The organism is Thermococcus sp., assembly GCF_026991495.1.
Classification (GTDB): domain Archaea; phylum Methanobacteriota_B; class Thermococci; order Thermococcales; family Thermococcaceae; genus Thermococcus.
This window is the reverse complement of sequence record NZ_JALXBJ010000086.1, coordinates 1-22604: the sequence shown is the minus strand read 5'-3', so window position 1 is coordinate 22604 and position 22604 is coordinate 1. Positions and strand designations below refer to the sequence as shown.

Here is a 22604-nt window from a genome sequence, read left to right as displayed (position 1 = left end):
GAACGGGGACCTATGATATGGATAGAGTACGGAGCCTACGCGGGGATGTTAGGAGGGGCAGTTTACCTCCTCTTACTTTTTGCGTTTAGGGACTTCTTTGCAGGCGGGAGCAGAATCTCATGGATAGTTCAGCTGGAGATTGCGATCTTCATGATCCTTTTAGGTTTTATAGCTTGGGAGGCCCACAATCGAGGCTCTTCCGCGTACTTGGGGGCGGTGGGATGGATATGGCTGTTTGTGATTATAGCCACGGTGCTTATCGGCTTTAAGCGGCTTTAGCCCCATAAATCGTCCTGCTCCCCCACCTTTATAAACCTCCTACCCTTACCCCCGACCATGAGCCACTACTACTCCGAAGAGCCAAGCACACCGTTGAAGACCAAGACGATAGAGGTCTGCCTCAGGGGGCACTGCTTTAAGTTCATCACCGCCAGCGGGGTATTCTCCTTCGGGAAGCTCGACCGCGGGACTGAGCTCCTCATAGAGAGCATGCTTCTCGAGAGGAACTGGCGCGTCCTCGATTTAGGCTGCGGTTACGGAGCAATAGGCATAGTTGCCTCCCGCTTCGTTGATTATGTTGTAATGACCGATGTGAACAGGCGAGCCGTCAGTACGGCGAGGAAAAACTTAAAAATCAACGGCGTTAGGAACGCTGAAGTCAGGTGGGGGGGCCTCTACGATCCTGTGGTAGGGGAGAAGTTCGATTCCATAATAACCAATCCCCCCGTCCACGCTGGAATGGGACTGTTGAGGGAAATAGTTATAAACGCTCCCCGGCATCTCAACGATGGTGGACTGCTCCAGCTCGTCGTTAAAACCAAGCAGGGGGCCCGGCGCATCCGCTCCCTGATGGAGGAGAGTTTCACCGAAGTGCGAGAGCTTGCTAAGGGGTCGGGATATAGGGTGTATGCCGGGATCGCCTAGCCTGGGATGGCGCGGGCCTTGAGAGCCCGTGTCCGCTTGGACACCGGGGTTCAAATCCCCGTCCCGGCGCCAAAATCCACCTGATAAGCATACCGGAGGTGCGTTCGTGATGACCGACAACTTCAGGCATATAGTCCGCGTTGCGGGTGTTGATCTGAACGGAAACAGGCAGCTTAGATGGGCCCTTACGGGAATCAAGGGCATTGGAGTAAACTTTGCCACGATGGTGCTCAGAGTGGCCGGCATAGACCCGTACATGAAGACCGGCTACCTCACCGACGAGCAGGTTAAGAAGCTTGAGGAGATAATAGCCGATCCCGTCAGGCACGGCATTCCCTCATGGGCCGTTAACAGGCCGAAGGACTACGAGACTGGTAAGGATCTGCACCTCGTTACCGCCAAGCTCGTCATGGCCTGGCGCGAGGACGTCAACAGGCTCAGGCGCATAAGGGCCTACCGCGGTATAAGGCACGAGCGCGGCCTGCCGCTCCGCGGCCAGAGGACGAGGTCCAACTTCAGACATGGAACTACGATCGGTGTAAGCAGGAAGAAGAAGTGAGGTGGTGTAAATGGGAGACCCTAAGAGGCAGAGGAAGAGGTATGAGACTCCCTCTCATCCCTGGATCAAGGAGAGGCTCGACCGCGAGAGAGTCCTTATGAGGAAGTACGCGCTCAAGAACAAGAAGGAGCTCTGGAGGCACGAGACTCAGCTTAAGGAGTTCAGGAGAAGGGCTAGGAGGCTCCTCGCAGCCCGTGGAAAGCAGGCGGAGATCGAGAGGGGGCAGCTCCTCCAGAGGCTCTACAGGCTCGGCCTCCTCCCTGCGGATGCGGTTCTCGATGACGTCCTCTCTCTCACCCTCGAGGACATCCTCAGCAGGAGGCTCCAGGCCATGGTCTACAGAAAGGGCCTCGCAAGGACGATCAAACAGGCCCGGCAGCTCATAGTTCACGGCCACATAGAGGTTAACGGCCAGGTCATCCGCTCGCCGGGCTACCTCGTCCTCCGCGAGGAGGAAGACGCTATCACCTACTCTAAGAACTCCCCCTTCGCCAAGGAGGGGCACCCTGAGAGGATTGTTATTGAACAGGCGAAGCAGGGTGAGGCCGCATGAGCGATGGTGAGCAGGTAAACCTGAGGAAGAAGGAGAAGTGGGGTGTTGCCCACATCTACTCAAGCTACAACAACACGATAATACACATAACCGACATCACGGGGGCCGAAACCGTCAGCAGGTGGAGCGGTGGCATGGTCGTCAAGGCCGACAGGGACGAGCCGTCCCCCTACGCGGCGATGATAGCGGCGAGAAGAGCGGCCGAAGAAGCAATGGAGAAGGGCTTCATTGGGGTTCACATCAAGGTCCGCGCCCCAGGGGGAAGCAAGAGCAAGAGCCCCGGCCCCGGTGCACAGGCAGCCATACGTGCCCTCGCGAGGGCTGGCCTCAGAATTGGACGGGTTGAGGACGCCACACCGATTCCGCACGACGGCACCAGGCCTAAGGGTGGAAGGCGCGGAAGGCGCGTCTGACCCGTTAAACTTCTTTTTTGGTGATAGCCATGGTGGAGTTTGAGATTCTTGAGAGGAAGGAGGACGCAGTTAAGTTCATTCTCAGGGGAGTGGATACAGCCTTTGCCAACGCGCTGAGGAGGAGCATCCTCGCCGAGGTTCCAACCTTTGCAGTCGACGAGGTCGAGTTCTTTGAGAACGACTCGGCGCTCTTCGATGAGATAATCGCCCACAGGCTCGCGATGATACCCCTAATCACCCCCTCCGAGAGGTTCTCACTCGATTCCCTCGATCTCGAAGACTACACCGTTACCCTCTCCCTCGAGGCAGAGGGGCCGGGGATGGTGTACTCAGGTGACCTGAAGAGTGACGATGAGGGCGTGAAGCCGGCCAACCCGAACATCCCGATAGTGAAGCTCGCGGAGGGGCAGAGGGTCATGCTTAACGCCTACGCCAAGCTCGGCCGCGGAAAGGACCACGCCAAGTGGCAGCCTGGTTACGCCTACTACAAATACCTGACCAAGATACACGTCGACAAGTCTCTCCCGGAGTGGGAGGAGCTTAAGGAGCTCGCGGAGAGGAGGGGGCTCCCAACGGAGGAGACGGAGGGGGAGCTCATCATTACCACGATCAAGGCGTTTTACCTCCCCCGGAAGTTCGAGTCCCACTGGGGCAGAGAAATCAGGGAGGAGATAATTCCCAATGCGTTCGTCTTTACTGTGGAAAGCAATGGAGAACTCCCCGTTGAGGAAATGGTGGCCACAGCACTTAAGATACTGATGAGGAAGAGCGATAGATTTATAAACGAACTCCATAAATTAGCCGACTGACGCGGGGGTTGCCGAGCCTGGTCAAAGGCGGTGGACTCAAGATCCACTCCCGTAGGGGTTCCGGGGTTCAAATCCCCGCCCCCGCATTAGTTCACGCTCACCCCGTCGGACCTGTCGGTTTCCCATGTGAGAGATTAAGGAGGTATGTGCATGGTTAAGAGAACGGGCCCAACCGATATCAACCTGAGAAGGCTCATTCGCTACCTCAGAAAGAAGTCCAACGAGGAAGGGGTTAAGATATGGAAGGACATCGCTTGGCGCCTTGAGAGACCCAGAAGACAGAGGGCGGAGGTGAACCTCAGCAGGATCAACCGCCACACCAAGGAGGGCGATACCGTCATCGTCCCTGGAAGCGTTCTCGGTGCTGGAAAGCTCGAGCACAAGGTCACCGTCGCAGCCTGGAAGTTCAGCGAGACTGCAAAGAGGAAGATAGTCGAGGCCGGTGGAGAGGCCCTTACGATTGAGGAGTTCATTGAGAGAAACCCCCGCGGTAGCGGAGTTATCATAATGGAGTGATGGGCCATGAGGGTTATCAACGCTGAGGGACTCATACTCGGAAGGCTGGCTTCAAAGGTCGCCAAAATGCTCCTCGAGGGAGAGGAGGTCGTGATAGTCAACGCCGACAAGGCCGTCATAACCGGCAACAGAGAGGACGTTTTTGCCAAGTACAAAAGGAGAACCACACTCAGGACCAGAACCAACCCAAGGAGGGGGCCATTCTACCCGAAGAGGAGCGATGAGATCGTGAGGAGAACCATCAGGGGAATGCTCCCGTGGAAGACGGACAAGGGCCGGAAGGCCTTTGGGAGGCTGAGGGTGTACGCGGGCGTCCCCAAGGAGTTTGAGGGGAAGAACCTTGAGAGCATAAGCGAGGCGCACATGTCAAGGCTCGCCACTCCAAAGTACGTTACCGTTGGGGAGGTAGCCAAGTTCCTTGGTGGAAAGGTTTGAGGTGGTTGTTATGAGGGTCATACAGACTTCGGGCAAGAGGAAGACGGCGATAGCAAGGGCCACCATACGGGAGGGGAAGGGCCGCGTCAGGATAAATCACAGGCCCGTTGAGCTAATCGAGCCGGAAATAGCGCGCTTTACCATAATGGAACCCCTCATCCTCGCCGGTGAGGGAGTGGTCGGAAAGGTCGATGTGGACGTTAAGGTCAGTGGGGGCGGCTTCATGGGGCAGGCCGAAGCGGCGAGGGTTGCCATAGCCAGGGCGCTGATAGAGTGGACTAACGACGTGAAACTGAAGGAAAAGTTTATGAAGTACGACAGGACCATGCTCGTCGGGGACAGCAGGAGGACCGAGCCACACAAACCCAACCGCTCCACAAAGGGGCCGAGGGCCAAGAGGCAGAAGTCGTACCGCTGACCCCCTTAAACTTTGAGGTGTGGAAGATGATAGTTCCCGTCAGGTGCTTCACCTGCGGAAAGGTCCTGGCAGACAAATACTACGTCTTTAAGGAGAGGGTCGAGAAGGGTGAAGACCCGGAGAAGGTGCTCGATGACCTAGGCGTTGAGAGGTACTGCTGCAGGAGAACCCTCCTCAGCCACGTTGAGCTCATAGACCAGGTAATGGTGTACAAGGTGTACTAAAACCACCTTTCTTGAGGGGGCCGTGGGGTAGCTTGGTCTATCCTCCCGGCTTGGGGTGCCGGAGACCCGGGTTCAAATCCCGGCGGCCCCACCAAAATTTGCACTGGTCGGGTTGGAGTTAAGAACGGGGTGGTAGGCCGTGTTTAAGTATACCCGCTTTGAAAAAGCCCGCATCATCGGTGCAAGGGCGCTCCAGATAGCGATGGGGGCTCCAGTGTTAGTTGACGTTCCCGAGGGTTCAACCCCCCTCCAGGCGGCTATGATAGAGTTCGAAAAGGGCGCTATCCCCATAACAGTGATAAGACCGGGCTGATGGAGATGACCGTGATAGAGAACGTAGTCGGCAGGGTCGCCGTGCTCAGGGGTGGCAGGTATTCCATTGAGGTGGACGTGCTGACGAGCTCGGGCTTTGGAAGGTTCGCGGCACCGGTGGATGAGAATCCCTCCCTGTACGTGGCCGAGGCCCACCGGGCCGTCAGCGAGGTGGACGAGATAATAGGGCCTGAGCTGATAGGTTTTGATGCTAGCGATCAGGAGCTCATAGACAGCTACCTCTGGGAGATAGACGGCACCGAGAACCTCAGCCACATAGGGGCGAACACTGCCCTCGCCGTTTCAATAGCCGTTGCGAAGGCAGCCGCCAGCGTGAAGAAGATGCCCCTCTACAGCTACATCGGGGGTACTTTCACTACCGAGCTCCCGGTCCCGATGCTCCTCCTGGCCGGTGATAGCGACTTCGACTACTACATCCTGGTGAGGGATATAATAGAGATAACCGATGTCGTTGATGGTGCCGTCAAGGTGATGGAATCTGCAGGATCGGTGAACATTGAGGAGCTCTCAAGGGCGACGGAGAGGGCAGGGGAGGAGCTGGGCCTTGAAGTCAGCCTTGGTATTGCCCAGAAGAACCCCATGGACATGGAGAAGCTTCTCGGTCTAGTGGAAGACAACAACATAACTTACGTGAAGCCAGTTGGGGGAGAGGAACTGTTCCTTGAGCTCATAGCAGGAACCCACGGCGTTTTCATTGATGGGGAAAACCTCTTCAGGGAGAAGGGAATACTCGACAGGCGCTACTACAACGCCCTCTCCATAAAACCCATAAACCTCGGAACGCTCACCGACCTCTTCAACCTTGTGAACGATGTCAAGTCCGAGAGGATCGTCCCGATCCTGGCCGAGGCCAGGTACGAATCCTCTGATGAGGCCCTTCCCCACATAGCGGTTGGGCTCAGGTGCCCCGCCATTATACTGGGCAGGGACTCCGTCTCCAAACTGAACGAGCTCAACCGCATTGCTGAGGATCTTGGGGAGAGGGGCAGGATTATAACATTTGAAAGCTGAAGGGAGGTTGGAAGAATGGAGGAATATCTGGTTCCACTCGATCAGTACCTTGCCGCTGGCGTCCACATAGGGACCCAGCAGAAGACCCAAGACATGAAGAAGTTTATATACCGGGTTAGACAGGACGGTCTTTACGTCCTCGACGTCAGGAAGACCGATGAGAGGCTTCGCGTAGCGGGCAGGTTCCTCGCAAGGTTCGACCCGGAGAGCGTCCTGGCGGTCAGCGTCAGGCTCTACGGCCAGAAGCCTGTCAAGAAGTTCGGTGAGGTCACGGGCGCCCGCGCGATCCCGGGGAGGTTTCTCCCGGGAACAATGACCAACCCTCAGGTCAAGAACTTCATCGAGCCTGACGTGCTCATCGTTACAGACCCGAGGGCCGATCATCAGGCAATGAAGGAAGCGGTTGAGATAGGCATCCCAATAGTTGCGCTCGTTGACACCGAGAACTTCCTCAGCTACGTTGATCTCGCGATACCAACGAACAACAAGGGAAGGAAAGCTTTAGCTCTCATCTACTGGATCCTCGCGAGGGAGATACTCTACAACAGAAAGGAGATAGAGAGCAGGGAGGACTTCAAGATACCCGTTGAGGACTTTGAGATGAGGATCATAAGAACCTGAGGGGAAGGTTTTTAATCCCTCCCCTGTATTTTAGCTCGCGCGGGGGTGCCCGAGCCTGGCCAAAGGGGGCGGACTTAAGATCCGCTGCCGTAGGGCTGCGCGGGTTCGAATCCCGTCCCCCGCACCAAAGCTTTAAAAGACTCCGCAGTGTTGTTGATACGTTCAAGATCATGGGGTGAGAGAGGATGGCAAGGTTTCCGGAAGCTGAGGCAAGGATCTTTAGGAAGCTCGTCTGCATGCGCTGCGGCGCTACAAACCCGTGGGGAGCCAAGAAGTGCAGAAAATGCGGGTACAAGGGGCTCCGCCCCAAGGCGCGGGAGCCGCGCGGCGGAGCAGGGCGCTGAGGTTTACTCCTTTAATTTCTCTAAAATGTCTTCCATGAACTTTATTCCCTCCTCCAAGAGCCGTTCTCCATCGCCCGTGAGTTTGTAGTACTTTCTTGACGGCTTTCCCATTTCCTGCTCCTGCCATTCCGCCGTTACGTACCCATCTTTTTCCAGCTTGTAGAGAACCACGTATGAGCTCACCGTGGCAGGCTCAAAGCCGAAGGTTTCTTTTATCTTCTGCTTCAGCTCGTAGGCGTACATGGGTCTCTCCCTGAGGAGCCTGAGTATGTAAAGCCAGAGAACTTCCTTTGTTATCTTTCTCCTCAGCCGTTCTATTGGATCCGACATGCTTCCACCCCATTCCTTTGTGTTCTGTGAAATATTTTATATCAGTGTAATTTAAGGTTTTGGGAAACCCTTTTAATGCCTTCCAGCTATATGAATGCGGGGGAAGGGAATGAACTTTGATCTAAACGGTATGGTCGGAGACCTTGGTTTCGGTGGTATAGCGGGCTTTGTAACAGGGTACGCGCTGAAGAAGTTCATGAAGATAGTCCTGACGATACTCGGTGCCTACATCCTGAGCCTATTCTGGCTCCAGCAGAAGGGCGTCCTCACTATAAACACTGAAAAGCTCTTCAACCTTACTGGCTCGGCCGCTTCCCAGGTCGTTGGCCTCGCCCAGAAGGCCATAGGAATACTCCCCGGAACCACGGCTTTCGTGGCTGGCTTCTACTTGGGCTTCCAGAAGGGTTAAAGCCATTTCTTTATTTTAAAGAAAAGGTGGGTTACACCCTGCCCCTGTAAAGTATCCTGATCAGTTCCTCTGGAAGGCCCTCTCTCCTTATCCTGTCCTCCACTACCCCCTTGTCGTAGTCCACTTCAAAGAACCTCACGTGGAGGGTGTCAGTATCAACCAAAGCGAAGGTTGGCCTGTGTCCTTTGTCCGGTGGGTAGCCTATGCTCCCGGGGCACACTACCCTGCCGTACCTTGTCATGGCGTTTACCGGGTATCTCGGGGAGGCGACGAAGAGCATCTCATAATCCTTCACTGCCCTCATGATGCTGTTGTAATAACTCGTAGGCTGATCCGGTAGGACAACACCTCCAAACGGGTCAAAGGGACTGCCGTACACTCCAAATATGTCGTTCTTGCCGATTCTGTCCACAAGATACACTGGGACGTCCCTTACAAACTCCCTCCCCTCGTGTCCTAACCTCTCCCAACTGTACTGGAGGGCTTTCTTGATGAAATCAGGATAGTTGAGCTTTTTGATATAATCCAAACCCTCTCCGTGGGGGTCGCTCTCGGCTATCGCCTGATCGAACTCCCCCCTTATCAGGCTTACCTTCTTCTCTTCCATGAGGCTCTCAAGAACTTTGATGACTTCAGTTGGGTATGGAAAGAGGCCTACCAAGTTACCGAGGATGTAGTACTTCTCTATAGTATGACCCTCTTCCTTTAGCTTTTCAATTCTCTCAAGGGCCGCCGTTAGAGCCGGGAGGTTCCCGTTTACGTTGGCTAGAACCGCCACGTAAGTCATTCTCTCACCCCCTATTTTTCTTACCATGTTATACTAAAATCCTTTGGTATTTAAGCGTTTCGCCAATGCCTGTGATGTCCGCACATTAGGGGGTCGGAAGGGACTGCTACTTTTTATCCCCTTTTAGGTTTTGGAGAAAGGTTGTGTAGAAGGAGTTTGGTGCGGTGGCCGGGATTTGAACCCGGGCCAGCGGCGTGGCAGGCCGCTGTCCTGGCCAGGCTAGACTACCACCGCGTGCCCGACCTGTAGGTATTCACCCAAGGGCCGCTTATAAGTTTTTCGGTGCTCTCAGGAGGGCTTTTGGGTGGTTAAATTTATAAAGCGTTCCCCTGAATGGTTAGCTGGCAGTGCCCCGGTGGCCTAGTCTGGATAGGGCGCAAGGCTGCGGACCTTGAGGTCCGGGGTTCAAATCCCCGCCGGGGCGCCATTCTAACAAACTTCGCCTGCGCGACGTTGGAGCTTCGCTTCAACGCACGGGACGGTAGTTCCGTTGAGTTTGATCAAGGTTTGCATGTCATTCTCGGAGATTTTCAATTTTAAGGTCGGTTTGTTCCTTCACGACGGCGTACTTCATCTTCCGTATCACCGTGGACTATCCCGGAGGATACTAAACGCTTTCTTTAACCTCCGGTTCAGAACGTAAGCGAATTAAAGGAAAAGCTCATTCGCCCGTTGCCCCCTTAAGGGCGTCCTTGCAGGGACAGCGCCTTTCCACCGGTATGTACTTGATGGCCTTCATTAGGAGGAGCTTAATATCCTCACCCTTCCGTGCCATGAGCTCGACGACTTCCTTGTGGGTGAGCTTCTCCCTGCTTATTCCAGCCGCGAAGTTTGTGACTATCGCAACGCTGGCGTAGCACATCTCAAGCTCCCTCGCGAGGGCAGCCTCTGGACACTGGGTCATCCCGACGACGTCGGCACCGAGTACCTTTAGAGCCCGTATCTCAGCCCTCGTCTCGAAGCGCGGCCCTTCCATGCAGGCGTAGGTTCCTGCAGGGTGGTACCTGAAGCCTAACTCCCTCGCCGAACTGATTAGGGCCTTTCTCAGCTCGGGGCAGTAGGGATCGGTGAAGTCCACGTGGGCAACGAACTTCCTGTCGTGGGGGCTTTCCTCACCGTCGTAGAAGGTGTAGTGTCTCGTCTTGGTGAAGTCCATGAGCTGGTCGAGGATCACAAATTCACCCGGCCTCATCTCGGTGTTTAGGGAGCCAACCGCAGAGGTGGAGAGGATTCTCTCGACTCCGAGCTCATACAGCGCCCAGATGTTCGCCCGGTAGTTCACCTTGTGGGGCGGGACTGCATGCTTTTCTCCGTGTCTCGCGAGGAAGGCTATTTCCTCCCCCTCGTATTCGCCTATCTTGACCCTGACCTTCCCGTAGGGCGTGCTCACGAACTCCTCCCTCAAGTTCTGGAGGAGCTTGGGGTCGTAGACACCGGAGCCTCCGATTATGGCTATCCTGGGCATGGTATCACCAGCCTTACTGTTGCAAGGGTCTTATAAACCCTTTGAAGCTTTCCCCTCTATCAGCTTCCTGTGGTCGGCGGCTTTCTTGCCGAGCTCCCTGTCGGCACTTTCCCCCACGGCTCTGTCGAGAACCTTAACCAGTATCTCCCCCATGAGCCACGAGCCCCATTTTCTGTCCTTCACTTCAGCGGCAGCCTCTATGGCCCCGTCGATATCGCCGCCCCTGAGCTTTGCGAGGGCTATCGCACCGAAGGCAAGGGATCTGAAGTAAGGCTCCTCTATCGGCGCCGCAAACCTCTCCGCAGCCTTTATCTCACCCAATCTGGCCAGGTACGTTGTCACCTTTACGAGAACCGCTTCGCTCTCAGTTCTCCTCCCAATTTCCAAGACAACCGGAAGGTACTCCCCTCCTATCCCCCCCTCAAGGAGCTCGTCCATCACCGCCTTGGCAACGGCATCGAACTCATCCGGTTCAAGGCTCAGTTTTCCGATGAGTCCCCCGAGCAGTGAGGGCTTGTCCACGGTCTTCCTCGCGAGATAGGCCGCTACCTCTCCCTTTCTACCGTGCTTGAGGGAGTTCACTACTTCCGCTACCGTGTCAACTTTTCCCTTTGAGAGGAATCCCAATAGGAAACGCTCCATAAGTCTTATTCCCTTCTCCTCCTCGAGTCCCTTCACGGCTTCCGCGAACTTGCCGTATGTATCCGCTGACAGGTCGCTTTCCGAAAGTCGCCTCCCGAGCTCCTCTGAGGCTTTCACGAGAAAGCGTCCATCCATCTTGGACATGAGAGCCAGAACCGTTGCAAACTGCTCCCTGGAGAGGTACCATTGGGATATCGTGTAGTACGCCTCCGACCTCGTTTCGTCGTCTTCTATCCTCTCCGCTATGAGCGTCGCCTTTCTCAGCTTGCCTTTTTTAACGAGGTTCTTCACTATCCCGAGCAGTATCGCGTCCTTCTCCCCCGAAGACATGTCCAGGGCATAAAAGGCTGCCTCCTCATCCAGACCCTGGGCCATCGCGGCCAGTGCAATCTCCTTCAGAAGGTCGTCTCTGATGGGCCCCCTCAGGAGGAGGACGCTCTCATAGGCCTGCTGTAGGGTGGCCTTGGCGAGGTCTCCGCTTCCGGCCCTGTGGAGGTACTTAGAAACGTCAAGGAGTGCCTTTATCATTAGAACCGGATTGTCTATCTCCTCAACGGATGAGACCGCGAGCTTAAACGCGAGTTTTGCCTCGGGTATTCCGAGTTCCATTAACCTGAGGGCGATCCTCGAGAGCGTGATAGTTCGAATGTAATCATCGGGTATTTCCCTCGCGATCTTTAGAACTGATAGGAAGGTTTCCCTATTTTCGGTGTGTTTTTGGTTCACACCCTTTCACCCAATCAAATAAAACCTCCAAAATATTTAATCCTTGCGAATTGAGCCCCTTGTTTAATCACGTCAAACAACGAAATCAGTTTAGCTCTTCGTAAACAACGCTGACGGTCTCGCCGTCGTCGAGGGCGACGAAGCTCACCTTCATTTTTTTCTTTCCCATTTGGTCTACCACAAGGAAATCTGGCTTTGAGAGGTACTTGCTACCCGGAATCTCCCAGATATCGTTGTAAAACATTTTCAGCTCCTTCAGGAACCTAATTGGGTTCCTCCTTATCACGGTTGTCATGGGCATCACCGGTAGTATCTACAACTTCAAAGTATAAAAACCTTTCTAAAGACAATCGTTAACAATTATGTCGGCAATAGTCGATTAAACTGGCAGTTCAACGGGTTCCGCGGCTCTATTTAACCGGGGTTAAGAGAAGGGTTATAAACTTTGGCCTGCATCGGTCTCTGGTGAGATTGATGGCCTTGGAAAAGCTGGGGAAGGCCCTTAACAGTGCACTCCGAAAGCTGGCGCGCTCAGGTACCGTTGATGAGGCCCTGATTAAGGACGTCGTGAGGGATATCCAGAGGGCCCTGATCCAGTCGGACGTCAACGTAAGGCTCGTCCTTCAGATTACCCGGAGGATACAGGAAAGGGCCCTTAAGGAGAAGCCCCCTTCAGGTATGAGCCCCAAGGAGCACGTCGTCAGGATCGTCTACGAGGAGCTAACCAACCTCCTGGGCAGGGAAGCGGTTCCTTTGGAGATAAGGGAGAAGCCTACTGTTCTACTCACCGTCGGCATACAGGGCTCCGGGAAGACCACGACGATAGCGAAGCTCGCGAGGCACCTGCAGAAGAGGGGCTATAGGGTTGGCATCGTCTGCACCGACACCTGGAGGCCCGGGGCCTACCATCAGCTCAAACAGCTCGTGGAACCGATAGGGGTGGAGGTCTTCGGCGACCCCGCCGAGAAGGATGCGATAAAGCTCGCGAGGGAGGGCGTCGAGTACTTTAAGGGTAGGGGCGTCGATGTTGTAATAGTTGACACCGCCGGGAGGCACAAGGAGGAGAGGGGACTTATCGAGGAAATGAGGCAGATAAGCGCTGCCATAAGGCCCCACGAGGTCATCCTCGTGATAGATGGCACGATCGGACAGCAGGCATACCACCAGGCCCTCGCCTTCAAGGAGGCCACTCCAATCGGTTCCATAATCGTCACGAAGCTTGACGGGAGTGCAAAGGGTGGTGGTGCGCTCTCGGCCGTTGCGGCAACCGGCGCGCCGATAAAGTTCATCGGCGTTGGCGAGAGGATCGAGGACTTGGAGCCCTTCGACCCGAAGCGCTTCGTCTCGAGGCTCCTCGGTCTCGGCGACATAGAGGGATTACTTGAAAAGTTCGAAGAGCTCCAGAAGAAGAAGCAGCTCAAGGAGGAGGACGTTGAGAAGTTCCTGAGGGGGAAGTTCAGCCTCAAGGATATGTACGCCCAGCTTGAGGCAATGCAGAACATGGGGCCCCTCAAGCAGATCCTGCAGATGATCCCGGGCCTCGGCTACAGTCTGCCGGATGAGGCCCTCAAGGTTGGGGAGGAAAAGCTGAGGAAATACAGGGTGATAATGGACTCCATGACTGAGGAGGAGCTTGAGAATCCCGACATCATAAACTACTCCCGCGTGAGGCGGATTGCAAGGGGCTCTGGAACCTCGGTAAAGGAGGTAAGGGAACTGCTCTCGCAGTATCAACAGATGAGGAAGATGTTCAAGAGCCTGGATAAGAGGAAGCTCGCCAAGATGGCCAAGAACTTCAACTTTGGGGGGTTGGGATTATGATGGAGGCCATAATCCTGATCGTGGCCCGCCCTGGAAAGGAGAACGAGGTCTACGAGGCCTTAAAGGCCCATCCAGCCGTTAAGGAGATATACCGTGTGTACGGGGAGTACGACGTTCTCCTCAGGATAGAGGTCGAGGACATAAAGGGTCTCGACAGCTTTCACGACGGGCTCCTCAGGAAGCTTGGTGAGGGGGATATAGAGCTCACAGAGACCCTGATAGCGAGCACCTACGGGATAAAGTGATGGGGGGCTCGGTTTGGAAGTTGAGGGGGAGCCCATTGCTACAATTGACCTGGTTACACTTGAAGTTAGGGTTCACAGGAGGGTTACCTTCAAGTGCATCGAGGACTGTGGAAAGTGCTGCATGGAGCTCGAAGTTCCCCTCCGGGACGAGGATGTGGTCAGGATAGAGGATCTCGGCTACAGCGCCTGGGAGTTCGTGGACTACGAGAAGATGTTCTACCGGGGGGACAAGTTCCTTGGCTATGCCCTCAAGAAGAGACCCTACGATGGGGCGTGCGTCTTCCTCGATCCCGAGACGAAGAGATGCCGCATCTACTCTCACCGGCCACTCGCGTGCAGGCTCTATCCCTTCGTCTTCGTCAGGAGGGGAACCGTTATGGAGGTCTACATCAGAGAAGACGGCCTCTGCCCCGGGATCAACCACCAGGAGGGGGAGCAGGTTGACGCGGACTTCCTCCTCCGTGAGTACGGCGATGTGATTGAGGGGTACCGGCTGAGCCTCGGGTCGGATAGGGAGCGGTGACCGAAACGTATTTATACATTTTCTTGTTAATTCATGGGCACTGGAGGTGGTTTTATGAGCCAGTTGAAGTCAGTGAAGGAGAAGCTGAGGCTCATCAACGTATTGAGGCTCCTCAAGGAAAACTACACCTACGAGGAGCTCTCGAAGATAACCGGGCTCCCCATAACTGTTCTCAACAGATACGTTAGGGGCAAGGTGCTGCCGAGCAGCGAGAGGACGAGGGAGCTGTTAGAACTGCTGGCCCAGTACGTTGATCTGCCTTCCGAGGTGTACAGGAGGCTTCACTTTGACAGCAGGGGTTTCTTCGACAGCATGTCGGTGCTCAGCGATACCTCCCTCATGTCCCTCCTCGCGGAGGATATAGCAAGCCGCTTCTCTGACCTTGAGATAGACAAGATCCTCACGGCTGCAACAGACGGGATACCCCTCGCCGTCTACATCGGGAGGGAGATGGGGGTTGATGTTGTCTACGCTAAGAAGAAGAAGGAGGTCGGAATTGAGAAGTTCTACGAGGTGAACTACGTCTCAAGTGCCTCCGGGAGCTTGAGCACCCTCTACCTCCCGACGTGGGCCGTTGGAAAGGGGGAGAGGGTCTTGATCGTTGACGACGTCATAAGGAGCGGGGAAACCCAGAGGGCCCTCGCCGAGCTCTGCAGTATGGCCGGTGCGAAGCCCGTCGGAATGCTCTTCCTCGTCAGCGTTGGCGACATAGTTGAAAAGCTCAGGGATGAGTACTCAATCCCTGTTGAAAGCATAGTGACCCTGGAGAGATAGCGGAGAGACAGCCATGAGGTTCATGGTCTACAACGTTGAGGGGCTGACGATCCCGGTCGATGCCGAGCCCGGCGTGCCCTTTACCTTCCACTGCCCCGCGGAAGAGTGCGGCAGGGAGCTAAACATGGAAGGTGAGATAGCCGGGGTTTTCAAGGAGGAGTTCGACAGGGTTCTTGAGGAGACCATATCCTCCAATCCAAACTTCGACCCGATATCCGAGATATCCGTGAGGAAGTACGTTTTCAGGGGAACCGTCAACGGGGTCAGGGTTGAGCTTCCCGCTGAGAGCGTCGAGGACTTCGCCCAGCGCTTCGTGGAGTCCTCGGGCAGTTTCATAATCCTTCGCTGATCCCGAGTTTGATGGAGGGCTTCTCCTTAACTATGTCCATTACAACGCTCGTGTTGGTTTTTTCCACGCCCTCCAGCGAGAGAAGCCACTTCACAAAGCGGTTCATGTCGGCCCTGTCCCTGAACTTTGCGACGACGATTATGTCGTACTCTCCGGTGACGTCGTAGACCTGCATGACCCTCGGGTTCTCGGCTATCTCCCCCTCGATCCGGACTATGTCCTTCCCCCGGGCTTTTATCCCGACCACGGCCGTGAGTCCAAAGCCGACTCTCTCGTAGTCTATGCCCACGTAAAAACCCTTTATGATCCCCTCCTCTTCCATCCTCTTTATCCTGTTGTAAACCGTGCCAACCGCAACCCCGACTGCCTTCGCTATCTCCCTGTAGGACATTCTCGCGTTCTCCTGAAGGAGTTCGAGTATCCTCCTGTCCAGTTCGTCCATCCCAACCCCCCACACTACTTTACCGCAAACTTTAAATACCCTCCGCTGAAGGTTGTAGCGGGCCGTGGACCGGTAGCCTAGCCAGGATAGGGCGGCGGCCTCCTAAGCCGCAGGTCCGGGGTTCGAAGCCCCGCCGGTCCGCCAAAAGCCATTTATACCCCCCACCCAACCCTTCTTGGTGGTGCTTATGGCTTTCCTGAACGTTGTCCCTCTTGAAGAAGCCCTTAAGGTTGTAGAATCCTTTAACCTAACCCCCTCCGTTGAGGAAGTCGCCCTGGATGAGGCCCTCGGCAGAGTTTTGGCCGAGGACGTTGTCTCTCCAATCGATGTTCCGCCCTTCGACAGGGCCACGGTGGACGGCTACGCCCTCCGCGCCGAGGACACCTTCATGGCAAGTGAGGCCCGACCCGTTCGGCTCCACGTCGTTGGTGAGGTTCACGCGGGCGAGGTTTACCCTGCCCCGGTTGGGAAGGGGTCGGCAGTCTACATATCCACCGGCGCCCCGCTACCGGAGGGGACTGACGCGGTTGTACAGTTCGAGAATGTAGAACGCGAGGGAGACGAGATAGTTCTCTATAAGCCAGCCTATCCATCCCTTGGCGTTATGAAAGCTGGCACAGACATTTCAAGGGGGAAGATGCTGCTTAAAAAGGGCACCAGGCTCACGTTTAAAGAAACGGCCCTGCTCTCCGCCATCGGGATTGAGAGGGTTAGGGTCTTCAGAAGGCCGAAGGTAGCTGTAATAAGCACTGGAAACGAGATCGTTCTGCCCGGGAGGGAACTTGGGCCCGGACAGATATACGACATAAACGGGAGAGCTGTCACCGATGCGATCAGGGAGCTCGGCGCAGAGGCCTGCTTCCTCGGGGTTTCAGGGGACGACGCCAAGAACTTAGCGAGACTGATAGTTGAGGGGGTATCGAAGTGCGACTTAGTCCTCATAAGCGGGGGGGCGAGCGGAGGTGTGAGAGACCTCACGAGTTCGATCGTGGAGCGCTTGGGGAGGCTCTACGTCCACGGCATAGCGATCCAGCCGGGCAAACCTACGATAATAGGTGAGATAGACGGAAAACCTGTATTCGGCCTTCCCGGCTACCCAACGAGCTGCCTCACCAACTTCACCCTCCTCGTCGCACCGCTCCTCAGACGGCTAATCGGCAGGGAGAGTGAGGTCAGGAAAACCAGAAAAAAGCTCGCTCACAAGGTCTTCTCCGTCAAGGGGAGGAGGCAGTTTCTGCCCGTGAGGATAGACGGCGAGAGGGCCGTACCAATACTCAAGGGAAGCGGGGCGGTTACGAGCTTCGTTGATGCGGACGGCTTCATAGAGGTTCCCGAGAACGTTGAGATACTGGAAGCCGGCGAGGAGGTTGAGGTCACCTTCTTCGGCTGATACAAAAACCTTTTTAGGCCCTTCTCCCCTCTCTTAGGAGGTGGAGGAGATGCTCGATATAAAGCTCATCCGCGAAAATCCAGAGGTCGTCAGGAAGGATCTCATCAAGCGCGGCGAAACCGATAAGCTCCCCTGGATAGACGAGATCCTCGAACTCGATAAGAAGTGGCGCCAGAACCTGAGGAAGATAAATCAGCTCAGGAAGGAGCGCAACCAGCTCGCGATCCAGATAGGAAAGCGCAAAAAGGCCGGTAAGCCGATAGATGATCTCCTGGCTAAAAGCAACGAGATAGTGAGGCAGATCGAGGCCCTTGAGGGGGAAGTCGAAGAACTCAGGAAGAGGATCGATTACTACCTCTGGAGGCTACCGAACATAACCCACGAGACCGTCCCGATAGGGAAGGACGACACCGAAAACGTCCCGATACGCTTCTGGGGCAAAGCCAAGGTCTGGGAGGGCTTCCTCGAAAGCTTTAAGGAGCAGAGCCTCGGGAAGATGGAGTACGAGCTTTTAAGCTGGAGGCCGAGGCTTCACGTGGACATGCTTGAGCTTCTCCGCGGGGCAGACCTTGAGAGGGCCGCAAAGGTGAGCGGGTCGCGCTTCTACTACCTCATGAACGAGCTGGTCATACTCGACCTAGCGTTACTCCGCTTTGCCCTCGACAGGCTCATCGAGAAGGGGTTCACTCCCGTAATCCCTCCCTACATGGTGCACCGCTTCGTTGAGGAGGGCGTCACGAGCTTTGATGACTTCGAGGACGTGATTTACAAGGTTGAGGGCGAGGACCTCTACCTGATCCCCACGGCTGAGCACCCGTTAGCCGGAATGCACGCCAACGAGATCCTCAATGGGAAGGACTTACCTCTCCTCTACGTCGGAATTAGTCCGTGCTTCAGGAAGGAAGCTGGAACAGCTGGAAAAGACACGAAGGGAATCTTCCGCGTCCACCAGTTCCACAAGGTCGAGCAGTTCGTCTATTCAAGACCGGAGGAGAGCTGGGAATGGCACGAGAAAATCATACGGAACGCAGAGGAGCTCTTCCAGGCCCTTGAGATACCCTACCGCGTCGTCAACATCTGCACGGGCGATTTAGGATACGTTGCTGCCAAAAAATACGACATCGAGGCCTGGATGGCCGGCCAGGGCAAGTTCAGGGAGGTAGTTTCAGCGAGCAACTGTACGGAGTGGCAGGCGAGGCGCCTGAACATACGCTTCCGCGACAAGACCCATGAGAAGCCGCGCTTCGTCCATACGCTCAACTCGACCGCGATAGCGACTTCGAGGGCGATAGTTGCGATACTTGAGAACTTTCAGACAGAGGAAGGCGTCGTAAAGATCCCGAGGGTTCTCTGGAAGTACACGGGCTTCAAGGAGATTTTGCCGGCGAGCATGAAGGAGAAGTGCTGTGAGGGTTGAATCCCGTTTTTAGCATTCACTCAAAGGAACCGGAGCCTGAACTTTTCTATCTTCTCTGTCTATTTTTAAATAGGCAAATATGCTCGCCATATCTTAGATTTTAGACTCCACCACTCTCCCTAACCTTCCTCCTCACGTTCGGGTCGCGGTCGGCTATGACCTTGAGGGCCTCCTCAAAGGTCATCCAGTCCGGGACTTCCTCGTTTAGGTAGATCCCCGTTCTCCCGATTCTGTCCCTCCTCGTGAGCACGTGGACGCGCTCCCTGACTATGTCAACGCTCACCCCAAGGGTTCTCGCGACCTCGCTCTCCCTTCCAACGACTTCCCTCTCGATGTGCCCTCTCTCGGTTGGGATTATGAGGACGAGCTTTTTGTTCACCCCTGGAACGCGCTCCCCCTTCCTGATCCCTACTAAATCAATCGCCCCTCCCCAGCGGTAGAACTCAAGCTCCCTGTCTGTGGGCTCGATGAGGGGGAAAGTAACGGTAGTTTCCTCGTCTATCTCTACGACGCCCTTTGTGAGGTGCCAGGGTGTTGCCATAACGATCCTTCTCCTCCTTACGAGACCCTCAAGGGCGAGCTCGATGAGGTAGCTCGGAACCCTTATCGGGATGAAAACGTCAACGTCGCTGTCCCTTCTCACGTCCCCCCTGGCGACGCTACCGTAGAGCTGTGGTTCGAACTGGGAAAGGCGTTCCATTATTTTTAGGGCCTTCTCTCGCTTCTCCCTGAGGTAGCGCCACCTCCTTGGGGAGTAGACCACTTCCCTCTCGTCCCATACCCTAACGACTTTTTCCCGCGGCATCATCTCGAATTGACCAGGACTTTTAAAAACATGCCTAACTTTTTAAGAGACGCCGTGGAGTTCTCCCTGGTGGGAAGGATGCCGGTGATAGGTATAAACCTGACGAAGGTTGAGTTCGAGAAGAGGGGCCTTCCCCCGATGGGGGGAAGGATAGAGGTCAATCTGACTCCCAAGGTGAGGGACATGCGCCTGGGCGAGATCCAGACCCCCGCCGGAAAGACCCAGGGAGTTGAGGTTCTCTTTAAGTACGAGGTGAACTACCGGCCGGATATAGCTGAGGGCACGCTTGAGGGGGCCGTTATGTACCTTCCTCAGAGGAAGGAGGACGTGGACAGGATCCTCGATGCCTGGGATGCCGGGAGAAAGGTTCCCCCTGAGGTCTTTGCGGAGGTCGTGAACTTCATAACCGCCGAGCTCAGTCCAATGCTCTTCGTCATAGCAAAGGAGATGAGGCTGCCCTATCACATACCCCTCCCGATGGTTGGGATAAAGCCCGGTGAGACGGGATGACGGTGATAGTAAACGTGAGGAAAGGCGTTGATGAGAGAAAGCTCATGGTAGCCGCGAGACTCCTGCGGGAGGGCAGGCTCGTGGCTTTTCCCACGGAGACAGTCTACGGCCTCGGCGCCGATGCCCTGAACGCGGGGGCCGTTAGGAGGATCTTTGAGGTCAAGGGAAGACCAGCGGACAACCCGCTGATAGTTCACATAGCGGACATGGAGTGGCTGGGGAAGCTGGCAAGGCTGGTTCCGGAGACCGCACTCACCTTGGCGAGGAGGTTCTGGCCCGGCCCCCTGACTCTCGTCCTGCCGGCGGAGGATAGGGTGCCTGCGGTGACGAGGGGCGGCTTAGACACCGTTGCCGTGAGGATGCCCGCCCATCCCGTTGCCCTCCGGCTCATTGAGCTTGCCGAAAGACCGGTGGCGGCCCCATCGGCGAACATAAGTGGTAGGCCGAGCCCCACGGATGCAGGCCACGTTGTGGAGGACTTCTACGGCAGGATAGATTGCATAGTGGACGGCGGCCCAACGCCAATCGGCGTCGAGTCAACGGTCTTAGATCTAACCGGTGAGAGACCAGTTCTCCTGAGACCGGGGGGCCTGCCCCTGGAGGAGGTTGAGAGGGTAGTTGGGCCCGTCGAAGTTCACCCTGCTGTTAGGGGGCAGCTTGCGGACGTTGCCAAGTCACCGGGGATGAAGTACAGGCACTATTCGCCCAGAGCCCGGGTGATCCTGGTTGAGGGTGACAGGGAAAAGGTAACCGCGAGGATCGATGAACTCGTGGATGAACTCAAGAAGAAGGGACTGATGGTAGGTGTAATGGCAATGGAGCGGCACCGGGCCGATGCCTTCTTCTACCTTGGCTCGTCAATCGAAGAGGTGGCCAGGAACGTTTTCAGGGGCTTGAGGGAGCTGGACAGGCGCGGCGTTGACGTCATCGTTGTCGAGGGCGTTGAGGAGAAGGGACTTGGAATGGCCGTTATGAACCGCCTCAGAAAGGCCTCAGGCTACACCGTGCTGAAGGCTTAGTTTGGATAAACTTAAATATGGTTCGGGAGTACTCTTATCAAGGTTTAAAATCATCGGGGTGAGAAGATTGGCGATGCTCCCGGAGATAGCGTCCCCGGAGGATCTTGAGCAGCTCGGTTTTAAAAAAGTGGAGGAGGGCGAGCTTAAAGAGGGTCTTAAGCTCATTCTCCGCGCCGCGAAGAAGTACGAGGATGAGAGAAAGCTTGAAGACGCCGCCAGGCTCTACTTCTACCTCGGTTACTTCTTCCTTGATAGGTTAAAGAAACCCGAAACCGCCAGGAAGCCCCTCCTAAAGAGCGCCTCCCTCTACATAAAGCTCATAGACCAGGAGCTCGGAGGCTTTGAAATAGACGTCAGAAGGCTCAACGACTTCTGCTCCCGGGCGTTATCGGTCTTCGCTTCCTTGGGGGATGAGGCGAACCTCAAGAAATACGCCAAGTACTTCGCCGAGATGTACGAAGACCTCGCCAAGGGCTACGAGGAGAGCGGAGAGCTGGAAAAAGCCATAATGGCCTACGAAGATGCCTTCCGCTACTACAAGATTCTGAACGATGGGGAGAGCGTCAAGCGCATAGCCGATGCCATCGTGACGACCTTCGGTAAGATAACCGAGGAGAAGGTTGCGTCTGACGACAGCGCCGGTGCTGGGGATGCCTTCTACAAGCTCTCATTCTACGTCCTTGAGCTCTTCGGCTACGGCACGCACTTCACTGAGATGATGGAGACAGCTGCGAGGAACTACGAGAGGGCGAGCAAGCTCTCCTACTCCGAGGGTGACCTGGACGGTACCACCTCCTACCTCCTGAAGGCTCAGTACGCCTACCTCCTCGCCGGCAACTCCAAACGGGCCAAGCTGATAGGTCTCAACAACGTTAGGATCCTCTACCAGGTCGTTGGAACCCACCAGAAGATGAACGATATCGCTGGTGTATCAAGGAAGCTTCTTGAGCTTGCCATGTCCCTATTCGCCGTTGGAAAGGCCAGGGACTCCTTCAAGGTCTACCGCGAGGCCTTAAACATCTCTGAGAACCTCGAAAAGAGGGCCGTGATGCGCGCGGCTGTGCTCAAGGTTCATGCCGCCGAAGGCAGGAGTGCGGCCGTCCTGTCGCTCGTCGGTGACATGGAGTACTACATAGAGCGGGGAAACCCGGCCAGGGCTGTGGAGCTGGCCGAGGCCTATCTCTCCAGGGTTCCTGAGCTTGAGGAGACGGTTAGGCTTCTCCATGAGGCCGAGGGAATCACGCCGAGCTCCTACTGAAAACCTCGGCAAAGAGGGACTCTGCAAGGCCCCTCAATGTGGTTCCCTTCCCCTTGGCAATCTTTTCAAGTATCCTCTGCGCACCGCTTCCGTACTGGGCCGCCTTCTTTGGCCTCTCGGCCAGCCCCTTTGGCAGCCCCATCCTCAAGGCGGCCCTCCTGAGTACGTACTTTCTCTCCCCGTTGCGTATTTTGAGGTCGAGCGGTGTTCTGAGGGCTGCTTGGACAAGGGGGAGGGCGAGGAACGGGAACCTGCCCTCAATGCCGTTTGCCATGATGACCTTATCGTCCCTTGCGAGGTTTCTCTCCCCGATCTCCAGGAGATCGCGCTCCATGAGCTCTGGCCTCTCGACGTACTTCGCGTAACCTCCGAACAGCTCGTCGGCCCCCTGCCCGCTCAGGAGGATCCTGACGCCGTCCCTGCGGGCGGCCTTTGCGGCGAAGTAGATGGGGATCGCTATCGCGAGGTTCATCGGGTTCGGCTCCTCTATTGCGAATGCTATTCTCTCCAGTTCTTTCTCAACCTCCTCCCT

Annotated in this window: 33 protein-coding genes and 7 tRNA genes; 31 read left to right on the top strand and 9 right to left on the bottom strand. The window is 55.8% G+C overall.

Features of this window, described 5'->3' with window-relative positions; translation table 11 throughout:
• Positions 1 to 12: 12 nt before the first annotated feature.
• From MVB78_RS10170 to MVB78_RS10085, 18 genes are all read left to right on the top strand, one after another.
• Entirely contained in the window at positions 13 to 279 is a 267-nt protein-coding gene (locus MVB78_RS10170) for a hypothetical protein (protein WP_297490978.1), read from the top strand.
• Between the two features lie 57 nt (positions 280 to 336).
• Positions 337 to 924 (top strand): class I SAM-dependent methyltransferase, encoded by a 588-nt coding sequence (locus tag MVB78_RS10165; RefSeq protein ID WP_297490975.1) that lies wholly within the window; start codon positions 337 to 339, stop codon positions 922 to 924.
• A tRNA-Ser gene (locus MVB78_RS10160) sits at positions 910 to 996 on the top strand. Before MVB78_RS10165 ends, MVB78_RS10160 begins: the two co-directional genes overlap by 15 nt.
• Before the next feature lie 37 nt (positions 997 to 1033).
• Positions 1034 to 1483 (top strand): 30S ribosomal protein S13, encoded by a 450-nt coding sequence (locus MVB78_RS10155; RefSeq protein ID WP_297491064.1) that lies wholly within the window; start codon positions 1034 to 1036, stop codon positions 1481 to 1483.
• 10 nt (positions 1484 to 1493) lie between these two features.
• Positions 1494 to 2036 (top strand): 30S ribosomal protein S4, encoded by a 543-nt coding sequence (locus tag MVB78_RS10150; RefSeq protein ID WP_297490972.1) that lies wholly within the window; start codon positions 1494 to 1496, stop codon positions 2034 to 2036.
• Positions 2033 to 2449, top strand: coding sequence for a 30S ribosomal protein S11 (locus MVB78_RS10145; RefSeq protein WP_297490970.1), 417 nt, complete (start codon positions 2033 to 2035; stop codon positions 2447 to 2449). The genes MVB78_RS10150 and MVB78_RS10145 overlap by 4 nt, the downstream gene beginning before the upstream one ends.
• Before the next feature lie 23 nt (positions 2450 to 2472).
• Positions 2473 to 3258: a DNA-directed RNA polymerase subunit D gene (locus tag MVB78_RS10140; RefSeq protein ID WP_297491061.1), complete on the top strand. Its 786-nt coding sequence runs from the start codon at positions 2473 to 2475 to the stop codon at positions 3256 to 3258.
• Position 3259: 1 nt separating this feature from the next.
• Positions 3260 to 3344: transfer RNA gene (locus MVB78_RS10135), tRNA-Leu, on the top strand.
• Positions 3345 to 3408: 64 nt separating this feature from the next.
• Positions 3409 to 3774: a 50S ribosomal protein L18e gene (locus MVB78_RS10130; protein ID WP_297490967.1), complete on the top strand. Its 366-nt coding sequence runs from the start codon at positions 3409 to 3411 to the stop codon at positions 3772 to 3774.
• A gap of 6 nt (positions 3775 to 3780) precedes the next feature.
• Positions 3781 to 4209, top strand: coding sequence for a 50S ribosomal protein L13 (rplM, locus tag MVB78_RS10125; protein ID WP_297490964.1), 429 nt, complete (start codon positions 3781 to 3783; stop codon positions 4207 to 4209).
• Positions 4210 to 4219: 10 nt separating this feature from the next.
• Entirely contained in the window at positions 4220 to 4627 is a 408-nt protein-coding gene (locus MVB78_RS10120; RefSeq protein WP_297490961.1) for a 30S ribosomal protein S9, read from the top strand.
• 26 nt (positions 4628 to 4653) lie between these two features.
• Positions 4654 to 4851 (top strand): DNA-directed RNA polymerase subunit N, encoded by a 198-nt coding sequence (locus MVB78_RS10115; protein WP_297490959.1) that lies wholly within the window; start codon positions 4654 to 4656, stop codon positions 4849 to 4851.
• Between the two features lie 16 nt (positions 4852 to 4867).
• Positions 4868 to 4945: transfer RNA gene (locus MVB78_RS10110), tRNA-Pro, on the top strand.
• Between the two features lie 45 nt (positions 4946 to 4990).
• On the top strand, positions 4991 to 5164 hold the full coding sequence (locus tag MVB78_RS10105) for a DNA-directed RNA polymerase subunit K (RefSeq protein WP_297490956.1): 174 nt from the start codon (positions 4991 to 4993) through the stop codon (positions 5162 to 5164).
• A 5-nt stretch (positions 5165 to 5169) separates the two neighbouring features.
• Positions 5170 to 6195, top strand: coding sequence for a hypothetical protein (locus MVB78_RS10100; protein ID WP_297491058.1), 1026 nt, complete (start codon positions 5170 to 5172; stop codon positions 6193 to 6195).
• A 15-nt stretch (positions 6196 to 6210) separates the two neighbouring features.
• Complete coding sequence (gene rpsB, locus MVB78_RS10095) at positions 6211 to 6816, top strand: 30S ribosomal protein S2 (RefSeq protein ID WP_297490955.1); 606 nt, start codon at positions 6211 to 6213, stop codon at positions 6814 to 6816.
• A 39-nt stretch (positions 6817 to 6855) separates the two neighbouring features.
• Positions 6856 to 6943: transfer RNA gene (locus MVB78_RS10090), tRNA-Leu, on the top strand.
• Positions 6944 to 7001: 58 nt separating this feature from the next.
• Positions 7002 to 7160: a 50S ribosomal protein L40e gene (locus tag MVB78_RS10085; RefSeq protein WP_297490953.1), complete on the top strand. Its 159-nt coding sequence runs from the start codon at positions 7002 to 7004 to the stop codon at positions 7158 to 7160.
• A 3-nt stretch (positions 7161 to 7163) separates the two neighbouring features.
• Here MVB78_RS10085 and MVB78_RS10080 read toward each other — a convergent pair whose 3' ends face one another.
• Entirely contained in the window at positions 7164 to 7490 is a 327-nt protein-coding gene (locus MVB78_RS10080) for a PadR family transcriptional regulator (RefSeq protein ID WP_297490951.1), read from the bottom strand.
• 109 nt (positions 7491 to 7599) lie between these two features.
• Between MVB78_RS10080 and MVB78_RS10075 the strand changes: the two genes are divergently transcribed.
• Positions 7600 to 7899 (top strand): FUN14 domain-containing protein, encoded by a 300-nt coding sequence (locus MVB78_RS10075; protein WP_297491049.1) that lies wholly within the window; start codon positions 7600 to 7602, stop codon positions 7897 to 7899.
• Positions 7900 to 7930: 31 nt separating this feature from the next.
• Here the strand turns inward: MVB78_RS10075 and MVB78_RS10070 are convergent, their stop codons facing one another.
• Both MVB78_RS10070 and MVB78_RS10065 read right to left on the bottom strand, forming a co-directional pair.
• The gene (locus tag MVB78_RS10070; protein ID WP_297490949.1) at positions 7931 to 8686 is read right to left on the bottom strand and encodes a metallophosphoesterase; all 756 of its coding nucleotides are present in this window, start codon (positions 8684 to 8686) and stop codon (positions 7931 to 7933) included.
• A gap of 157 nt (positions 8687 to 8843) precedes the next feature.
• Positions 8844 to 8920: transfer RNA gene (locus tag MVB78_RS10065), tRNA-Gly, on the bottom strand.
• Between the two features lie 115 nt (positions 8921 to 9035).
• On the opposite strand from MVB78_RS10065, the gene MVB78_RS10060 reads away from it, so the two are divergent.
• Positions 9036 to 9113 (top strand) — tRNA-Arg (locus MVB78_RS10060).
• A 234-nt stretch (positions 9114 to 9347) separates the two neighbouring features.
• On the opposite strand, the gene mtnP is transcribed toward MVB78_RS10060, so the two are convergent.
• The 3 genes from mtnP to MVB78_RS10045 form a co-directional block, all read right to left on the bottom strand.
• On the bottom strand, positions 9348 to 10151 hold the full coding sequence (gene mtnP / locus MVB78_RS10055; protein ID WP_297490945.1) for an S-methyl-5'-thioadenosine phosphorylase: 804 nt from the start codon (positions 10149 to 10151) through the stop codon (positions 9348 to 9350).
• 30 nt (positions 10152 to 10181) lie between these two features.
• Positions 10182 to 11519, bottom strand: a complete 1338-nt coding sequence (locus tag MVB78_RS10050) for a hypothetical protein (RefSeq protein ID WP_297490943.1) — start codon at positions 11517 to 11519, stop codon at positions 10182 to 10184.
• Between the two features lie 85 nt (positions 11520 to 11604).
• Positions 11605 to 11814, bottom strand: a complete 210-nt coding sequence (locus MVB78_RS10045; RefSeq protein WP_297491046.1) for a hypothetical protein — start codon at positions 11812 to 11814, stop codon at positions 11605 to 11607.
• Positions 11815 to 11993: 179 nt separating this feature from the next.
• Between MVB78_RS10045 and MVB78_RS10040 the strand changes: the two genes are divergently transcribed.
• Genes MVB78_RS10040 through MVB78_RS10020 form a run of 5 tightly spaced genes read left to right on the top strand, consistent with a single transcriptional unit; the run spans position 11994 to position 15231 of the window.
• Positions 11994 to 13340, top strand: coding sequence for a signal recognition particle protein Srp54 (locus MVB78_RS10040; RefSeq protein WP_297491041.1), 1347 nt, complete (start codon positions 11994 to 11996; stop codon positions 13338 to 13340).
• Positions 13337 to 13585 (top strand): Lrp/AsnC ligand binding domain-containing protein, encoded by a 249-nt coding sequence (locus MVB78_RS10035; protein WP_297490941.1) that lies wholly within the window; start codon positions 13337 to 13339, stop codon positions 13583 to 13585. Before MVB78_RS10040 ends, MVB78_RS10035 begins: the two co-directional genes overlap by 4 nt.
• A 13-nt stretch (positions 13586 to 13598) precedes the next feature.
• A complete protein-coding gene (locus tag MVB78_RS10030; RefSeq protein ID WP_297490939.1) occupies positions 13599 to 14108 on the top strand; it encodes a YkgJ family cysteine cluster protein in 510 nt (169 codons plus the stop codon).
• A gap of 54 nt (positions 14109 to 14162) precedes the next feature.
• Positions 14163 to 14882: a phosphoribosyltransferase family protein gene (locus MVB78_RS10025; RefSeq protein WP_297490937.1), complete on the top strand. Its 720-nt coding sequence runs from the start codon at positions 14163 to 14165 to the stop codon at positions 14880 to 14882.
• 13 nt (positions 14883 to 14895) lie between these two features.
• Positions 14896 to 15231 (top strand): hypothetical protein, encoded by a 336-nt coding sequence (locus MVB78_RS10020; RefSeq protein ID WP_297490934.1) that lies wholly within the window; start codon positions 14896 to 14898, stop codon positions 15229 to 15231.
• Here the strand turns inward: MVB78_RS10020 and MVB78_RS10015 are convergent.
• A complete protein-coding gene (locus tag MVB78_RS10015; protein ID WP_297490932.1) occupies positions 15215 to 15673 on the bottom strand; it encodes an Lrp/AsnC family transcriptional regulator in 459 nt (152 codons plus the stop codon). The genes MVB78_RS10020 and MVB78_RS10015 overlap by 17 nt on opposite strands.
• Before the next feature lie 66 nt (positions 15674 to 15739).
• Between MVB78_RS10015 and MVB78_RS10010 the strand changes: the two genes are divergently transcribed.
• From MVB78_RS10010 to serS, 3 genes are all read left to right on the top strand, one after another.
• Positions 15740 to 15817, top strand: a tRNA-Arg gene (locus MVB78_RS10010).
• Between the two features lie 43 nt (positions 15818 to 15860).
• Complete coding sequence (gene glp / locus MVB78_RS10005) at positions 15861 to 17063, top strand: gephyrin-like molybdotransferase Glp (RefSeq protein ID WP_297491037.1); 1203 nt, start codon at positions 15861 to 15863, stop codon at positions 17061 to 17063.
• Positions 17064 to 17112: 49 nt separating this feature from the next.
• Complete coding sequence (serS, locus tag MVB78_RS10000; RefSeq protein ID WP_297491034.1) at positions 17113 to 18480, top strand: serine--tRNA ligase; 1368 nt, start codon at positions 17113 to 17115, stop codon at positions 18478 to 18480.
• A gap of 100 nt (positions 18481 to 18580) precedes the next feature.
• On the opposite strand, the gene MVB78_RS09995 is transcribed toward serS, so the two are convergent.
• The gene (locus tag MVB78_RS09995) at positions 18581 to 19285 is read right to left on the bottom strand and encodes a nucleotidyltransferase domain-containing protein (protein ID WP_297490930.1); all 705 of its coding nucleotides are present in this window, start codon (positions 19283 to 19285) and stop codon (positions 18581 to 18583) included.
• Positions 19286 to 19363: 78 nt separating this feature from the next.
• Here MVB78_RS09995 and MVB78_RS09990 point away from each other — a divergent pair, with 78 nt between their 5' ends.
• From MVB78_RS09990 to MVB78_RS09980, 3 genes are all read left to right on the top strand, one after another.
• On the top strand, positions 19364 to 19795 hold the full coding sequence (locus tag MVB78_RS09990; protein WP_297491031.1) for a hypothetical protein: 432 nt from the start codon (positions 19364 to 19366) through the stop codon (positions 19793 to 19795).
• A complete protein-coding gene (locus MVB78_RS09985) occupies positions 19792 to 20814 on the top strand; it encodes an L-threonylcarbamoyladenylate synthase (protein ID WP_297490927.1) in 1023 nt (340 codons plus the stop codon). The genes MVB78_RS09990 and MVB78_RS09985 overlap by 4 nt, the downstream gene beginning before the upstream one ends.
• Before the next feature lie 73 nt (positions 20815 to 20887).
• Positions 20888 to 22072, top strand: a complete 1185-nt coding sequence (locus MVB78_RS09980) for a hypothetical protein (RefSeq protein WP_297490925.1) — start codon at positions 20888 to 20890, stop codon at positions 22070 to 22072.
• Here MVB78_RS09980 and MVB78_RS09975 read toward each other — a convergent pair.
• On the bottom strand, positions 22053 to 22604 hold a 552-nt coding region (locus MVB78_RS09975), incomplete at its 5' end, for an asparagine synthase-related protein (protein WP_297490923.1). The genes MVB78_RS09980 and MVB78_RS09975 overlap by 20 nt on opposite strands.

Bases quoted from the DNA above. Each gene is read 5' to 3' on its own strand.
- MVB78_RS10170 (WP_297490978.1), top strand. From the start codon at position 13: ATGATATGGATAGAGTACGGAGCCTACGCGGGGATGTTAGGAGGGGCA.
- MVB78_RS10165 (WP_297490975.1), top strand. From the start codon at position 337: ATGAGCCACTACTACTCCGAAGAGCCAAGCACACCGTTGAAGACCAAG.
- MVB78_RS10155 (WP_297491064.1), top strand. From the start codon at position 1,034: ATGACCGACAACTTCAGGCATATAGTCCGCGTTGCGGGTGTTGATCTG.
- MVB78_RS10150 (WP_297490972.1), top strand. From the start codon at position 1,494: ATGGGAGACCCTAAGAGGCAGAGGAAGAGGTATGAGACTCCCTCTCAT.
- MVB78_RS10145 (WP_297490970.1), top strand. From the start codon at position 2,033: ATGAGCGATGGTGAGCAGGTAAACCTGAGGAAGAAGGAGAAGTGGGGT.
- MVB78_RS10130 (WP_297490967.1), top strand. From the start codon at position 3,409: ATGGTTAAGAGAACGGGCCCAACCGATATCAACCTGAGAAGGCTCATT.
- rplM (WP_297490964.1), top strand. From the start codon at position 3,781: ATGAGGGTTATCAACGCTGAGGGACTCATACTCGGAAGGCTGGCTTCA.
- MVB78_RS10120 (WP_297490961.1), top strand. From the start codon at position 4,220: ATGAGGGTCATACAGACTTCGGGCAAGAGGAAGACGGCGATAGCAAGG.
- MVB78_RS10115 (WP_297490959.1), top strand. From the start codon at position 4,654: ATGATAGTTCCCGTCAGGTGCTTCACCTGCGGAAAGGTCCTGGCAGAC.
- MVB78_RS10100 (WP_297491058.1), top strand. From the start codon at position 5,170: ATGACCGTGATAGAGAACGTAGTCGGCAGGGTCGCCGTGCTCAGGGGT.
- rpsB (WP_297490955.1), top strand. From the start codon at position 6,211: ATGGAGGAATATCTGGTTCCACTCGATCAGTACCTTGCCGCTGGCGTC.
- MVB78_RS10085 (WP_297490953.1), top strand. From the start codon at position 7,002: ATGGCAAGGTTTCCGGAAGCTGAGGCAAGGATCTTTAGGAAGCTCGTC.
- MVB78_RS10080 (WP_297490951.1), bottom strand. From the start codon at position 7,490: ATGTCGGATCCAATAGAACGGCTGAGGAGAAAGATAACAAAGGAAGTT.
- MVB78_RS10075 (WP_297491049.1), top strand. From the start codon at position 7,600: ATGAACTTTGATCTAAACGGTATGGTCGGAGACCTTGGTTTCGGTGGT.
- MVB78_RS10070 (WP_297490949.1), bottom strand. From the start codon at position 8,686: ATGACTTACGTGGCGGTTCTAGCCAACGTAAACGGGAACCTCCCGGCT.
- mtnP (WP_297490945.1), bottom strand. From the start codon at position 10,151: ATGCCCAGGATAGCCATAATCGGAGGCTCCGGTGTCTACGACCCCAAG.
- MVB78_RS10045 (WP_297491046.1), bottom strand. From the start codon at position 11,814: ATGACAACCGTGATAAGGAGGAACCCAATTAGGTTCCTGAAGGAGCTG.
- MVB78_RS10040 (WP_297491041.1), top strand. From the start codon at position 11,994: ATGGCCTTGGAAAAGCTGGGGAAGGCCCTTAACAGTGCACTCCGAAAG.
- MVB78_RS10035 (WP_297490941.1), top strand. From the start codon at position 13,337: ATGATGGAGGCCATAATCCTGATCGTGGCCCGCCCTGGAAAGGAGAAC.
- MVB78_RS10025 (WP_297490937.1), top strand. From the start codon at position 14,163: ATGAGCCAGTTGAAGTCAGTGAAGGAGAAGCTGAGGCTCATCAACGTA.
- MVB78_RS10020 (WP_297490934.1), top strand. From the start codon at position 14,896: ATGAGGTTCATGGTCTACAACGTTGAGGGGCTGACGATCCCGGTCGAT.
- MVB78_RS10015 (WP_297490932.1), bottom strand. From the start codon at position 15,673: ATGGACGAACTGGACAGGAGGATACTCGAACTCCTTCAGGAGAACGCG.
- glp (WP_297491037.1), top strand. From the start codon at position 15,861: ATGGCTTTCCTGAACGTTGTCCCTCTTGAAGAAGCCCTTAAGGTTGTA.
- serS (WP_297491034.1), top strand. From the start codon at position 17,113: ATGCTCGATATAAAGCTCATCCGCGAAAATCCAGAGGTCGTCAGGAAG.
- MVB78_RS09995 (WP_297490930.1), bottom strand. From the start codon at position 19,285: ATGCCGCGGGAAAAAGTCGTTAGGGTATGGGACGAGAGGGAAGTGGTC.
- MVB78_RS09990 (WP_297491031.1), top strand. From the start codon at position 19,364: ATGCCGGTGATAGGTATAAACCTGACGAAGGTTGAGTTCGAGAAGAGG.
- MVB78_RS09985 (WP_297490927.1), top strand. From the start codon at position 19,792: ATGACGGTGATAGTAAACGTGAGGAAAGGCGTTGATGAGAGAAAGCTC.
- MVB78_RS09980 (WP_297490925.1), top strand. From the start codon at position 20,888: ATGCTCCCGGAGATAGCGTCCCCGGAGGATCTTGAGCAGCTCGGTTTT.